This window comes from Azospirillum sp. UFLA03-27, from assembly GCF_059803775.1.
Window position 1 is genome coordinate 1 of record NZ_JAUQTX010000204.1, and the last position, 12433, is coordinate 12433.

Consider the following 12433-nt stretch of genomic DNA (forward strand, 5'->3'; position numbering starts at 1 on the left):
ATCTCAAGGTTGTCACGTGGTGGGAAGATGGGCGTGAATCTGTGGAGTATGGTTCAAATTCCTCCACTTCTCCGGGCTGTCCGGCGTTGCCGATTTGACGACCTTGACCAAGCGGCCTTAGGCGTCGAAGACGGGGTTGTAGCTGGCCTGACTCCAAACGTCGCCGCCATCCTTGCGCAGGCGCCGGAACTCCGTCGTCTGGTGCTCGCCGCGACGGAGCGCGTACCAAAAGCGACGGTAACAGTCGCCGTTGCGTTCCTCCGGCGCCACGAATATGGCGTGGTGCCGGCCGGCGATCTCATCCAACCGGTAGCCCATGGTGGTGAGGAAGGTGGCGTTCGCCGTCAGGACGTTCCCGTTGATGTCGACTTCGATGACCGCCTGTATTTGTTGACCCCTGCGATCTGTCCCTCCTGGTCAGCGGACCGGCGCTTGCCCACCGTGATGTCCATGACATAGGTGACGATCGTCGCGATCCGCCCGCTATGGTCCCGAATCGGGGAGAAGACCGCCTGGACTCACGAACCCCGCCCCGTCTTGCCAAAAAGCAGGCATTCCCCGGGCTTCGATTCACCGCGCCGCGGCGCATCCCACAGACCCTGCGGGTTGCTGCTCTCCCCGCCTTGAAAGGAGAGGACTGACGACCAATGCCGGCTTTTGATCTCGTCAGGGCTGCATTCAAGCGCCGTAAGGAAGTTATCGTTTGCGGAAAGAACCATTCCATCTGGAGAAAGCTCGATGATGGCTTGCACAGCACCCAATGCCGCGAGCTTGGTCGTTGATTTTGCACGTTTGGATGACAGGAAGTTGGACATGGCATCATCGGGAGAAGGCGGCCGTCGTCGCCGTTGAAAGGTCCCGGCTCCGGATCGTTTCATTTCTGTTCCGATCACAAAACCAAATGGTTGACAAGGAAACCGTTTTCCATCAGTTTCCTTGGAAACTCAAGGGGGCGTGTTGGCCAAATCGAACATCAGCCCGCTCGACGCGCATCTCGGCTACTGGCTGCGCTTCGTGTCGAATCATGTGTCCCATGCCTTCGCCGCAAAGCTGGCGGGGCGGGGGGTGACCGTCGCCGAGTGGGTCGTGCTGCGCGATCTTCATGGCCGCGACGGCGTGGCCCCCAGCCTGCTGGCCGACCGGCTCGGCATGACGCGGGGAGCGATCTCGAAACTGGCCGACCGGCTCGCCGCCAAAGGGATGCTCACCCAGACCGCCGACCCGGACGATCGGCGTTACCAAGCGCTGGCGCTCACTCCGGAAGGCCGGGCGCTGGTGCCGGAACTGTCCGCCTTGGCGGACCGCAACGATCTCGAATTCTTCGGGCACCTGGATCCCGCCGAGCGGGAGCGGATCGAAGAGGCGCTGAAGAGCATCGTCCGCCGGATGGGGCTGCGCTCCATTCCCATCGACTGACCGCGAAGCGCGCACTGCACGGAAAATTGCTCATGGACGCCAAAATCACAGCCATCCTGCGGGAGTGCAGCCAGGCTTCGCAGGAGGAGCGGATCACCTTCCCCGAGGTCGTCGCGGCGCTGGCCGTTGCGGGGGTGGAACGCTACCACACTGATCTCGTGCGCGCAGAGACGACCTATTACTTCCCGGACGGGACGACGGAGCGGGTGGAGGCCCGGCCTTCTTCTCTGCCGCCGTCCGTGGACTTTTCGGCGCAGGGCGTGGAGTCCGCCGTCCGCGCCATCCAGGCCGGAACGATCCGCTACGGCGGTTTCTGCGAGCGGGTGCTGCGGGCGGGCTGCGCCGGCTGGACGGTCAGCATCCTGGGCCGGCGGGTCGTCTATTACGGCCGCAGCGGCGACAGCCACACTGAGTGGTTCCCCGGCGCCCGCTGACGCCTTCCCGCCGTCACCAGCCCAAGCGTCGGGACAGCACGGGGCCGAGGTCGCCGCGCCATTCCTTCAATTCGGCCTCCGTCCGCTCGACCGCGCGCTGGTCGCGGTAGCGCTTGAGCGCGCGGTTGGCATCGCCGCGCGCTTCCATGGCGGCCAGCCGCTTGGCCACTTCCGGCTCCGATGCCACGGCTTGGCGCCAGCGTTCCAGCCGCACCTCCGCGACCGCGTCAACGATGGATTGGAGCGCCGGCATGCGGCCCAGCTTCTTCACGCCGGGCGCCAGCCGGGCGGCGGCGGCGGCGGCGGCCTCCTTGGGCATTCGGGGAAAGGCCCGCTGCACCGCCTTGGTCAGCGCGTCTTTCATGTCGTCGCCGCGCTGCTTCGCTTCGGCGCCCCGGCTCAGCCGCGCGACGGTGCGGGCCTGCTTTTTGGCATGCCAGGACAGAATGCCGTCCGCGATCTCGCGCGCATCGGTGTCGAGCCAGACAACGCTCTCCGCCCCCTCCGCGAGCACCGCCTTCGCCTCGTCGGGAAGCTCCGGGTCGTCCGCGGTCGCCATTCCGGCGAGGCCCAGCGCCTTCAACGACCGCAGCGACCGCGCCCGCCCCTCGTCACCGGCCAGCAGAACGGATTCCGCCAGCGTCCCGCCGTCGAGCAGGCTCTGCAGAAGCTCCAGGTCGCCGTGCGTCCAACGGCGGGCGGCGGTCAGCCGCTCCACCCGCAGGCGCAGAAGGTCGCGCACCGCCGGGCGGGCGGCGGCCGGAACGCAGCGTTCCACACGCCACACCCCGCCCTCGAACCGCGCGACAGCCCATTGCGCGCCGTTCTCGATGGGTTGGTCGGTGGGGAAGGCGCCGTCCAGATTCCAACGGTCGCTGGCCCGCAGGCAACCTTCCGGCGGCGACTGCCACGGCGTTCCGGGTTTGGAGTAGAAGCTGGGAGCCACCGGGCTGCGCAGAACGAAGCGCCAGCCGGCGACCTCAGCGGCGAGACCATCGGGCATGGCGGCCGGGCGTGGCGTATCCCCCAGTTTCAACAGGGGTGCGGGGCTCTCCTGGCTGACCGGCGAGGCTTCGGGTGACGGGTGTTCAGACGGCATGACGGCTCCTTCCAGCGATGTTGTATCACATGGCGGAGCGGTGCTTCGCAACTTTAGCCGCCTGCCCACCGTTCATTCTGAAAAGCCGATTGGAAATTTTCTGAAAGAAAACGTGTAATAGATAGAGCAGAACGCTGAATTTTCATCAGATCATGTCCCCCAGCCGGTCCTCGGAGGTCCTTTGACCAAAATCAAGGAAAGGCATCGGGCAGCGGGTTTGAGTCGATGAATGCTGTCCGCTTTCGAGGATAATCCCATGCGATTATTGTCCATCAAAGTCATTCTACCGGTGATTGTCGGTGGGCTTGCCCTTCTGGGAATCTTCATGGCGGGTGACGCCGCGTTCGTGGCGCTTCGCGGCGTCGAAACGGCTTCTGCCTATCGGAAAGTCAATCAGGTGGCGGGCGGCCTAGTCGCCGCCGCCGGCGAGTTCGCCCTTGAGCGAGGCGCCACCAACGGTGCTCTGAACGGCGCGGACCCGCTTTCCGGCGAAAGGCTCGTCCGGTTGCAGAAGCGCCGCGGTGCCGCCGACGCTGCGCTGCGCGCTGCGCTGGAGGATTTGCGCGCCATCCCCACAATGGTTCCGCACGCTCCACGGCTCGGTGAGGTCGAGGCATCGTCGACCGCCTTTCAGGACGTCCGGCGCGGGGTGGACGAGGCTCTGGCCCGCAGCGCCGGCGAAAGGTCGCCAAGCGTGGTGTCGGGCTTCGCCGGCACGATCACGGCGCACATCGAGCGAATCGGTTCTCTGCGCCGGCTGTTGGAAGCGGTGGCTCCACCGCCGAGCACGGCGACGTTCCAACTCGTCCAGTTGCGCGGCTACGCGGCGGATATGGCCGAACACGCCGGCCGCGAGCGCGCGCTGTTCAGCGCTCTCGTCGCCGGCCGCCGGCCGCTCGCTCCCGGACAGGCCGACGCCCTGGCGAAATCCCGCGGACGGCTGGAGCAGGCGTGGGAGGGCATCGGCGCGCTGCGCAACCGGCCGGACATCACGCCCGATCTGGCGCGAGCCATCGATGGGGTCGAGACCGCGTACTTCCAAGGCTTCGCCGAGACCCGGCAGGCGGTGCTGAAGGGTGGTGCGGATGGACGGTACCCCTTGACCTCCGACGAATGGATGAGCCGGGCGACCGCGGGCATCGATTCCATCCTCGCATTGGCCGGCACGACGGGTACCGCCATCGACGCAGCGGTTGCAGAGGCCGCGGAGGAGGCTCGCTTCGATCTGCTCGTCGGCCTCGCCGTCTTCTCGCTCAGCCTGATTCTGGGGGTCGGGGGATCGCTGCTCGTGATGCGCCGGATCGTCCGCCCGCTCACGGCGATGACCGGGGCCATGCGACAACTGGCCGATGGCGATCTGGCGGTCGCCATTCCCGGCACCGGACGTCGCGACGAGATCGGCGCCATGGCGCAAGCCGTCGAGGTTTTCCAGGAGCACGCCGTTGCGCGTGAGCGGCTGGAGGCGGAACGGGCGCGTGAGCAGGATTTGCGCGAGCGGCGGGCGGCTACGCTGGACCGGTTGACCCGCGGCTTCGAAGCCAAGGTGAGCGGGCTGGTCGGCACCCTGTCGTCCGCCGCGACGGAGATGGAAGCGACCGCCGGCTCCATGTCCACGGCGGCCCAGCAGACCAACCAGCAATCCTTCGCCGTGGCCGCCGCGTCGGAACAGGCCTCCACGAACGTGCAGACCGTGGCGGCGGCGACCGAACAGCTCACCGCGTCCATTCGGGAGATCGGCAACCGCGCTGCCCAGTCGCAGGCGATCACCACGCGCGCCGTCGCGGACGCCCGGCGGACGGACGAGACGGTGCGGTTGATGGCCGGCTGCGCCCAGCGCATCGGCGAAGTGGTCGGGCTGATCCAGGCGATCTCCAGCCAGACCAACCTGCTGGCGCTCAACGCCACCATCGAGGCCGCCCGCGCCGGCGACGCCGGCAAGGGATTCGCCGTCGTGGCGCACGAGGTGAAGATGCTGGCGAGCCAGACGGCCCAGGCGACCGACGACATCGCGGTCCAGATCGCCCGGGTGCAGACCGTCACGCGCGACGCCGTCTCGGCGATCGAGGCCATCGGCGCCGTGATCGGCGAGGTGAACGAGATCGCCACGGCCATCGCTGCCGCTGTGGAGGAGCAGGGCGCGGCCACCCAGGAAATCACGCGCAACGTCCAACAGGCGGCCATCGGCACGCAGGAGGTCGCGTCCAACATCGCCGGTGTGCGGCAGGCGGCCAACGACACCGGGGCGGCGGCGACCCATGTGCTGAGCGCGGCGCAGGAGTTGTCGCAGCAGGCGGAACGGCTGACCGGCGAGGTCGACGACTTCCTCGACGGCATCCGCAGCGCCTGACCGCGCCGGGGAGGAGCATCGGACCATCACCGGAAGCCGTCGGACAACCGTTCACACTTCGCGGCCTGCAGCGTCTGGATCTCAGAAGCGACTTGCCGCGGTGGACAGCACCGGGGTCGGCGCCCTCGCCCGGCAACGATGGAGAAGCGACATGGCAGGCATTCAGGGGATCGAACTCACGCAATTTTACCCCGTCGGGCAGAACTATCCGGCCGGAGTGTACCGGCTCACCAACGTCGACGAAGGGCGTACGTTCGAGATCACCGTTCGGAACACGCCGGCGAACATGGTCACCATTGACGTGCGCAACCCCGCGGGCACTCCCTACCCAGGCGTCGCCACCGGTCAGCTGGTGCAGGACAATCAGCAGAACCTCATTCGTGCGTCGCTGCAACATTTGCAGACGGACAACATCGATGGCCGCGTTCCCGGGCTGGGCGCTCTGGTGGTGTACATCTTCGCTGCGAACGTCCTGCTCACCGCGGCCACCATCCAGGTGAGCACGATGGCGCCGACGGCAGCGGGCTTCTACGATGCCGTCGGGTTTCCCGTGCTGGCGACGGCGAACGCGTACTTCCAGCAGCGGCTGCAGAACGCGGGGAACGACCAGGACCTGATCAATGAACTGAATCAGCGGCGGAACACCTTTCTCCAGGCGTTCGCCAATCCCAACGCCGTCCAGGGCACGCTGCCCTACGCCGGGGCTCCTGAGGCCCTACCCCAGCAGATCATCGCCGCCAACGCCGCCCGCATGGCCCGTTGGCGTTTGGTGCCGTGACGCGCGGGCGGCGAGCCGCTGGGGTGCAACGGTGCAGTCCAACGGCCCGGGCGCATTCGCTCTCCACCGCCATGCGGCAATTCGCAATTCCGACGCGGGCTTTCAATGATGGGCTGCGTCCTCCCCGGAGCCGTCCTGGCCGAAGCTGTGCAGGATGCGGGCGAAGCTGGTCGCGCCTGCACTGCGCATGGGAACGAAGGGCTTGCCCATGCGGCGGCACAGGCCCTTCACCCGCAGGCAGGCGTCGTGGCTGACGCAATCGACCGGACAGACCACCACGTCGGCGCGCTCCACCAGCCCTTCCAGGCAGCGGGTCGTCTGCTCGAACCCGCCGTCATGGTGCAGCAGGCAGCCGTTGCGCGTCTCCACCGCCGCCCGCAGATGGGGCAGGCTCTTGGTTCGTCCGCCCACATAGAGGATGGCCCGCCCGCCGAGGTCGGTCGGGGCGTTCGTTTCGGCGGCGGCGGTGCGGCGGAGCTGCGCGGCCGGCGGGTCGAGAAGGCGGCGCAGCCGCTCCACCTCGGCCTCGGCGTGGCGGGCGCGCATGCGCTCGCTGGCGACGCGGCGGTGCAGGGCGTCCATGGTGCGCAGCAGACGCGCTTGACCCGGCGCCCGGGCCGACGGGGCTTTCGGGACGTTGGGCGTCTCTGAAGCCGCGGGTGCGGCCCGCTGGGTGGCGAGCTGCGCCTCCAACTCCCGGATGCGGGCGTCCTTCTCGGCAACGCGTTCGGCGGCGGCGCGTTCCTGCTTCGCCAGCCGGGCGGTCAGCTCGTCGCAGCGCCGGGCCAGATCACGGTTCTCCCGCAACTGGCGCCGGTTCTCGCCACCCATGATGTGGGAAAGCATGTGCACGTCGGCGAAGGCGCGCACCCGCACCGCGTCGGGCATGGCGCCGTGGCTCAGCACGCCCCAGTAGGCGGCGGCGACGTCGCCCGAGGCCACCGCGGCGGTCCACAGCGCCATCCAGCCCTCTTCGGTCGTCTCGCGGGCGAAGCGCTTCACCGCGACGGCGAAGGTCTCGTCCAGCCGCTTGTGCATCAGCCGGGCTTCCGGCCCGTCCTCCGCGGCCTTCTCCACGAAATAGCGGTGGATGTCGTAGGGGCGCGCGTCCGCCGTGGGAACCAGCTTCAGCCGCCGGCACAGCCACGCCACGTCTTCCGACGACAGGCAGGTGCCCACGATCGAGCAATGATACTCCGTGGGAATCGTCCACAGCTTCCGGCGCTTCGCCTGTCCCAGCACGCAGGATGGTACGGTCTTCCGACAACGCTCACACATCGTCTCCGCCCCCGATTGGTTTCGGCTGTTGGGTCTCCGGTTCCGTCCGGAGCCAAGCGGGGCCGTGGAGCGGAACATGCTCCACAAATAATGCGATTCATTCGCATTTGCAAATGAAGAGCGAAGAAGGCTCTTTCCCGAGGAGGCGGCTCAGGCCGGGAGAATGCGCTCGATCATCAACCGGCGTGTGATTCCGTCCGCATCGCTGTATGGCATGTGAGCCCCTTCCCGGAGGCCGAGCAGGGCCACCCCCAGCGGCGAGGCGACGGTGATTTGGTCGTCCTTGGGCGATTGGTCCGGGTAGACCAGTTCCCCCCATTCGGGCGGCATGCCGTCGTCGCGGCGGAACAGCACTCGGCTGCCCATGCGCACGATCGTCCGGGGGAGGTCGCCTTCCGGGCGGACGATCGCCCGCTCCAACTCCCGCGACAGGAACGCCGAGACCTCCGGGGCCTGCACGGCCAGCCGGTCCATGGCCCGCAGCAGGCGGCCGTAATCCATGCGTCCGATCCAGATCAGCGGCCGATCGGTTTCCTCGGTCATCGATGCGTCCTCGACTGCGTGGCGGCGGTGATTCAAGCCCGGATGAACTCTCGCCCACGGGCATTGTCCGCGGCCATCCGTATGATTACGGAGCGCAAGGCGCTGATCGGTCTGTAAAAAATTTATCGTTGTTTCTTAGTATGTTACGCGATTTCCGTAGTAATACGGATATTTTGATCCGGGTTATTCCCCAGTAGAAAAGCCGTCATATGCCTTAGGGGAAGTGAGCAGAACCTTCCAGGAAGGAGATGCGGCCAACCTTCGGTGCTCCTGACCGAAACCATGGGGAAAAGGAATGGACGATCTGCTTTCGGGGGCGCTGAGCCGCCTGGATGAAGCCGCCAAGCACGTCGAGGTGGATTCCGAGGTTCTCGAGAAACTGAAATACGCCAAGGAGACTCTGAGCGTCCGCCTGTCCGTGCGCATGGACGACGGTTCGCGGCGCTCCTTCCCGGCGTGGCGGTGCCGCTACGACGACACGCGCGGCCCGACCAAGGGCGGCATCCGCTTCCACCCGAGTTCCAACGTGGAGGAAGTGACCACGCTGGCCTTCTGGATGACCTTCAAGTGCGCGGTGATGAACCTGCCCTACGGCGGGGGCAAGGGCGCGGTGAAGGTCGATCCGCACAGCCTGTCCAAGTCGGAGCTGGAGCGTCTGTCGCGGGCCTATGTCCAAGCCTTCGCCGGCATGATCGGGCCCGACCGCGACATCCCGGCGCCGGACGTCTACACCAACTCCATGATCATGGGGTGGATGGCCGACGAATACAGCTCCATCGTCCGCCAGCCGAGCCCGGCGGTCATCACCGGCAAGCCGCTGCCGCTCGGCGGTTCGCTCGGGCGCGACGACGCGACCGCGCGCGGCGGCTATTACCTGATCAAGCATCTGGAAGAGGATCTTCGCCTGTCCGGATCGGCCCGCCGGGTGGTGATCCAGGGTTACGGCAACGCCGGCTTCCACATCGCCCGCCTGCTGCACGCGGACGGTTATCGCATCGTCGGCCTGTCCGACTCCCGCGGCGCCATCGTCTGCGAGGAGGGGCTGGACCCGCAGGCCGTGCAGACGGCTAAGGAGCGGGGCGGCTCGGTGACCGCCTACACCGGGAACGGCGCCCGTGCGGTGACCGGCGACGAACTGCTGGGCACCGCGTGCGAGATCCTGGTCCCCGCGGCACTGGAGGATCAGATCCACAAGGGCAACGCCGGGCTCATCAAGGCGCGTGTCGTCATGGAACTCGCCAACGGCCCGGTCACGCCGGACGCCGACCGCATCCTGAACGAGGCCGGCGTCATCGTCCTGCCCGACATCCTGGCGAACGCCGGCGGCGTGACGGTCTCCTACTTCGAGTGGGTGCAGAACCGCCAGGGCTACTATTGGGGCCTCGACGAGATTCACGAGCGCCTTCGCGTGATCATGGAGACCGAGGGCCGCCGGGTCTGGAACATGGGCACGACCAAGGACATTCCGATGCGCACGGCGGCCTACGCCCACGCGCTGGAACGGCTGTCAAAGGCCATCGCCGCGCATGGAACGCAGCCGTTCTTCGTCGGCTGATCCGTGCGTCGCGGGGACGGGAGCCCGCCGGGCTCCCGCCCATCGCATAGGCGAACACGCCCGGTTGGACGTATAGTCCGTGCCTCGTCCACCCATGCCGTTGCGCCCGTGCAGCCTGAAAGACTGTTCTGAGATGCCATTTCCGCCCGCCAGCCGTGCGACGGGAGCGTCGACCATCCTGACCGGCCGGGACATGGTCGTGCTGTCGCTCGCCTTCCTGGCGGCCTATCTGCCCATCGACTGGCTGACCTTCATCCACCCCCGCCCGAGCCTCAACATCACGCCGTGGAACCCGCCGGCCGGGCTCTACATGGCCCTTCTGCTGTGGACCGGCGCGCGCGGCCTGCCGATGGTCTACGCCACGCTGATCCTGGCCGATCTGGTGGTGCGGGGGCATCCGGCCTCGGTCTCCTCGCTGCTGCTCTCGAATCTCGCCATCGTCGCCGGGTACGGGGCGGCCGCCCATGTGCTGCGCCACCGGGTGGCGATCGGTCTGGCGTTGAACCGGGTGCGCGACGTCGGCTGGCTGGTCGGCGTCACCTTCCTGAGCGCCGCCGTCGTGGCGCCCGTCTTCGTCGGCGTGTTCGTCCTCGACGGGGCCTTGCCCGCGGCCGACCTTCCGACGCTGGCGTTCCAATACTGGCTGGGCGATGCCATCGGCATCGCCGTGGTCACGCCCTTCGTCCTCCTCCTACACCGGCCGGACGAGACTCCCGCCTGGAGCGTGCCGAAGACGCCCACCGCCGCGCAGACGGCGGCCATCGCCGCGGCCCTGCTGCTGGTCTTCCTGCCCATCGGCGACGGCCAGTTCAACCTGTTCTACGTGCTGTTCCTGCCCCTCGTCTGGGTGGCGGTGTCGCACGGCCTGCCGGGCGCGGTGCTGGCGGCCCTGGCCATCCAAAGCGGCTTGATCGCCGGGCTGCAGGCGATCGGCCTTCCCCTGGGGGCGGTGGTTTATCACCAGACGCTGATGCTGGCCCTTGCCATCACGGCCCTGTTCCTCGGCGCCCTGGTCAGCGAGCGGCGCGAGGTCGAGGTCCGGCTGCGCGAACACCAGACCGAGTTGGCCCATCTCTCCCGCCTCACGGTGACCGGGGAGATGGCTTCCGCCCTGGCCCACGAGCTGAATCAGCCGCTGCTGGCCGCCATCAGCTACGCGCGCGCCGCCCAGCGCCTGCTGGAAGGCGACGACACGCCGCCGCGCGCCCACGAACTCATCGACAAGGCGGTGATTCAGGCGGAGCGCGCGGGCGAGGTCATTCGCGGGCTGCGCACGTTCCTGAGCAAGGGGTCGCTTCAACTGGCGCCGGAATCGGCCAGCGAGATCCTGCGCGAAACGCTGACGCTGGTGCGGGGAGACGCGGCCTACAACCGGGTCCAGCTGCGGGTGGACATGGCGGAGCCGCTGCCCCTCGTGCTGTGCGACCGCATCCAGATCGAGCAGGTCCTCCTCAACCTCGTGCACAACAGCATAGAGGCCATCGCCGCGGCTGACAGCGCGGTGCGCGAGGTCGTCCTGCGTGTCCGGGCCACGCCGCCGGACGGCCTGACCTTCGAGGTCGAGGACAGCGGCCCCGGCGTGTCGGCGGGCATGGTCGACCATCTGTATTCGCCGTTCGCCACCACGAAGCCGGCGGGCATGGGGCTCGGCTTGCCCATCTGCCGCTCGATCGTCGAGAGCCACGGCGGCAGGCTGTGGCTCGGCCGCACCGGTTCGACCGGTTCCGTTTTTCAGGTCTTTCTGCCCGCAGCCCGTTCAGACACCCGGCCATCCCATGACCCAGACCGATAAAACCTCCACCGGCGAACCGACCGTCTTTATCATCGACGACGACGAGGCGGTCCGCGACGCGCTCTCCGTCCTTGTCGAGGTGGCCGGCCTGTCCGTGCGCACCTTCGTCAACGCGCTGGAATTCCTGCACCGCTACAGCCCGGAGCAGCCGGGCTGCGTGGTGGCCGACCTCCGCATGCCCTTCATGGACGGGCTGGAGCTTCAGGAGGAACTGTCCCGGCGCGGCTGCGGCCTGCCGGTCATCATCATCACCGCCCATGGCGAGGTGAGTTCCGCCGTCACCGCCTTCCGGTCCGGAGCCGTCGATTTCCTGGAAAAGCCGTTCGACGACGGCGTCTTCCTGCGCCGCATCCACGAGGCCTTGCAGCGCGACGCCCACCAGCGCCGGGACCGCTCCGCCGCGGAGTCCGCCCTGGCGAAGCTGGCCCTTCTCAGCCCCCGCGAACGGGATGTCGCGGCGCTGATGGTCGAGGGCTGCGCCAACAAGGCCATCGCGATCCGCCTCGGGATCGGCGTCCGCACGGTGGAAACCCACCGGGCGAACATTCTCAGCAAACTCGACATCCGCACGGTTCCGGAACTCATGCGCCTGTGGATGCACATACCGTGATGCGCATCCCTCTCTCCGACGCTTGAGCGGTCGAAGCGTGTACCGGCTCAGCGCAGGAAATACTGCACCGGCACCACCAGTTCCATGCGGTCCTGCGCCACGTCCGGCGGTGGGGCCGGGAGCGGGGAGGCGCGTTCGACCAGAGCGATCGTCTCCTCGTCCAGCGCCTCGAAGCCGGAGCCCTTGTGCAGCCGCACCGCCAGCACCCGGCCTTGCCGGTCGAGCGTGATGTGGACCTGCGGAACGCCCTGCTGGCGCCGCATCTGGGCGATGCGGGGGTAGCGCTTGTAACGCTCCAGATGGCCAAGGACGGCACCGTGCCACGTGGGCAGCGCGTTGCTGTTGCGCACCACCGGCGCCGCCTGGGCCGGCGCGCTCGCGGGTGGTGCTGCGGCGGGGGCGGCGTTGGCCGGGGCTTCCGTCACCGGCTTCGGGGGAGTCTGCGGGCGCGGCTTCGGCGCTTCGGCCTTGGGCTTCGGCTTGGGCTCTTCCTTGGGCTTGGGCTTCGGCTTGGGCGGCGGTTCCGGCCTGTCTCTTATACACATCTGACGCTGCCGACGATTATACGCGAGTGTAGATCT

General features: G+C 67.8%; 13 protein-coding genes. 8 read left to right on the top strand and 5 right to left on the bottom strand.

Features of this window, described 5'->3' with window-relative positions:
* The coding region (locus tag Q4I23_RS24310) for a hypothetical protein (RefSeq protein WP_498527917.1) at positions 1-459 on the top strand (459 nt) is incomplete at its 5' end.
* Positions 460-518: 59 nt separating this feature from the next.
* On the opposite strand, the gene Q4I23_RS24315 is transcribed toward Q4I23_RS24310, so the two are convergent.
* A complete protein-coding gene (locus Q4I23_RS24315) occupies positions 519-815 on the bottom strand; it encodes a hypothetical protein (RefSeq protein ID WP_498527918.1) in 297 nt (98 codons plus the stop codon).
* A gap of 139 nt (positions 816-954) precedes the next feature.
* Here Q4I23_RS24315 and Q4I23_RS24320 point away from each other — a divergent pair, with 139 nt between their 5' ends.
* Positions 955-1416, top strand: a complete 462-nt coding sequence (locus Q4I23_RS24320; protein WP_498527919.1) for a MarR family winged helix-turn-helix transcriptional regulator — start codon at positions 955-957, stop codon at positions 1414-1416.
* Between the two features lie 32 nt (positions 1417-1448).
* Entirely contained in the window at positions 1449-1850 is a 402-nt protein-coding gene (locus tag Q4I23_RS24325) for a DUF1398 family protein (RefSeq protein ID WP_498527920.1), read from the top strand.
* A 13-nt stretch (positions 1851-1863) separates the two neighbouring features.
* Here Q4I23_RS24325 and Q4I23_RS24330 read toward each other — a convergent pair whose 3' ends face one another.
* Positions 1864-2949, bottom strand: a complete 1086-nt coding sequence (locus tag Q4I23_RS24330) for a hypothetical protein (protein WP_454016566.1) — start codon at positions 2947-2949, stop codon at positions 1864-1866.
* A 325-nt stretch (positions 2950-3274) separates the two neighbouring features.
* On the opposite strand from Q4I23_RS24330, the gene Q4I23_RS24335 reads away from it, so the two are divergent.
* Together Q4I23_RS24335 and Q4I23_RS24340 are read left to right on the top strand one after the other, a co-directional pair.
* Positions 3275-5296, top strand: a complete 2022-nt coding sequence (locus Q4I23_RS24335) for a methyl-accepting chemotaxis protein (RefSeq protein ID WP_498527921.1) — start codon at positions 3275-3277, stop codon at positions 5294-5296.
* A gap of 151 nt (positions 5297-5447) precedes the next feature.
* Positions 5448-6074: a hypothetical protein gene (locus Q4I23_RS24340; protein ID WP_498527922.1), complete on the top strand. Its 627-nt coding sequence runs from the start codon at positions 5448-5450 to the stop codon at positions 6072-6074.
* A gap of 102 nt (positions 6075-6176) precedes the next feature.
* Here Q4I23_RS24340 and Q4I23_RS24345 read toward each other — a convergent pair whose 3' ends face one another.
* Entirely contained in the window at positions 6177-7352 is a 1176-nt protein-coding gene (locus Q4I23_RS24345; RefSeq protein ID WP_454016563.1) for a DUF2325 domain-containing protein, read from the bottom strand.
* Between the two features lie 150 nt (positions 7353-7502).
* A complete protein-coding gene (locus Q4I23_RS24350) occupies positions 7503-7895 on the bottom strand; it encodes a GreA/GreB family elongation factor (protein ID WP_454016562.1) in 393 nt (130 codons plus the stop codon).
* Positions 7896-8190: 295 nt separating this feature from the next.
* On the opposite strand from Q4I23_RS24350, the gene Q4I23_RS24355 reads away from it, so the two are divergent.
* The 3 genes from Q4I23_RS24355 to Q4I23_RS24365 all read left to right on the top strand — a co-directional run bounded on the left by Q4I23_RS24355 (position 8191) and on the right by Q4I23_RS24365 (position 11852).
* Positions 8191-9450 (top strand): Glu/Leu/Phe/Val family dehydrogenase, encoded by a 1260-nt coding sequence (locus tag Q4I23_RS24355; RefSeq protein WP_498527923.1) that lies wholly within the window; start codon positions 8191-8193, stop codon positions 9448-9450.
* A 133-nt stretch (positions 9451-9583) separates the two neighbouring features.
* A complete protein-coding gene (locus Q4I23_RS24360) occupies positions 9584-11242 on the top strand; it encodes an ATP-binding protein (protein WP_498527924.1) in 1659 nt (552 codons plus the stop codon).
* A complete protein-coding gene (locus tag Q4I23_RS24365) occupies positions 11226-11852 on the top strand; it encodes a response regulator transcription factor (protein ID WP_014241772.1) in 627 nt (208 codons plus the stop codon). The genes Q4I23_RS24360 and Q4I23_RS24365 overlap by 17 nt, the downstream gene beginning before the upstream one ends.
* A 47-nt stretch (positions 11853-11899) precedes the next feature.
* On the opposite strand, the gene Q4I23_RS24370 is transcribed toward Q4I23_RS24365, so the two are convergent.
* The coding region (locus Q4I23_RS24370) for an energy transducer TonB (RefSeq protein WP_498527925.1) at positions 11900-12433 on the bottom strand (534 nt) is incomplete at its 5' end.

Coding starts and splice junctions, on each gene's coding strand:
- Q4I23_RS24345 (WP_454016563.1), bottom strand. CDS start 7,352: ATGTGTGAGCGTTGTCGGAAGACCGTACCATCCTGCGTGCTGGGACAG.
- Q4I23_RS24350 (WP_454016562.1), bottom strand. CDS start 7,895: ATGACCGAGGAAACCGATCGGCCGCTGATCTGGATCGGACGCATGGAT.
- Q4I23_RS24360 (WP_498527924.1), top strand. CDS start 9,584: ATGCCATTTCCGCCCGCCAGCCGTGCGACGGGAGCGTCGACCATCCTG.
- Q4I23_RS24330 (WP_454016566.1), bottom strand. CDS start 2,949: ATGCCGTCTGAACACCCGTCACCCGAAGCCTCGCCGGTCAGCCAGGAG.
- Q4I23_RS24335 (WP_498527921.1), top strand. CDS start 3,275: ATGGCGGGTGACGCCGCGTTCGTGGCGCTTCGCGGCGTCGAAACGGCT.
- Q4I23_RS24325 (WP_498527920.1), top strand. CDS start 1,449: ATGGACGCCAAAATCACAGCCATCCTGCGGGAGTGCAGCCAGGCTTCG.
- Q4I23_RS24365 (WP_014241772.1), top strand. CDS start 11,226: ATGACCCAGACCGATAAAACCTCCACCGGCGAACCGACCGTCTTTATC.
- Q4I23_RS24340 (WP_498527922.1), top strand. CDS start 5,448: ATGGCAGGCATTCAGGGGATCGAACTCACGCAATTTTACCCCGTCGGG.
- Q4I23_RS24315 (WP_498527918.1), bottom strand. CDS start 815: ATGTCCAACTTCCTGTCATCCAAACGTGCAAAATCAACGACCAAGCTC.
- Q4I23_RS24355 (WP_498527923.1), top strand. CDS start 8,191: ATGGACGATCTGCTTTCGGGGGCGCTGAGCCGCCTGGATGAAGCCGCC.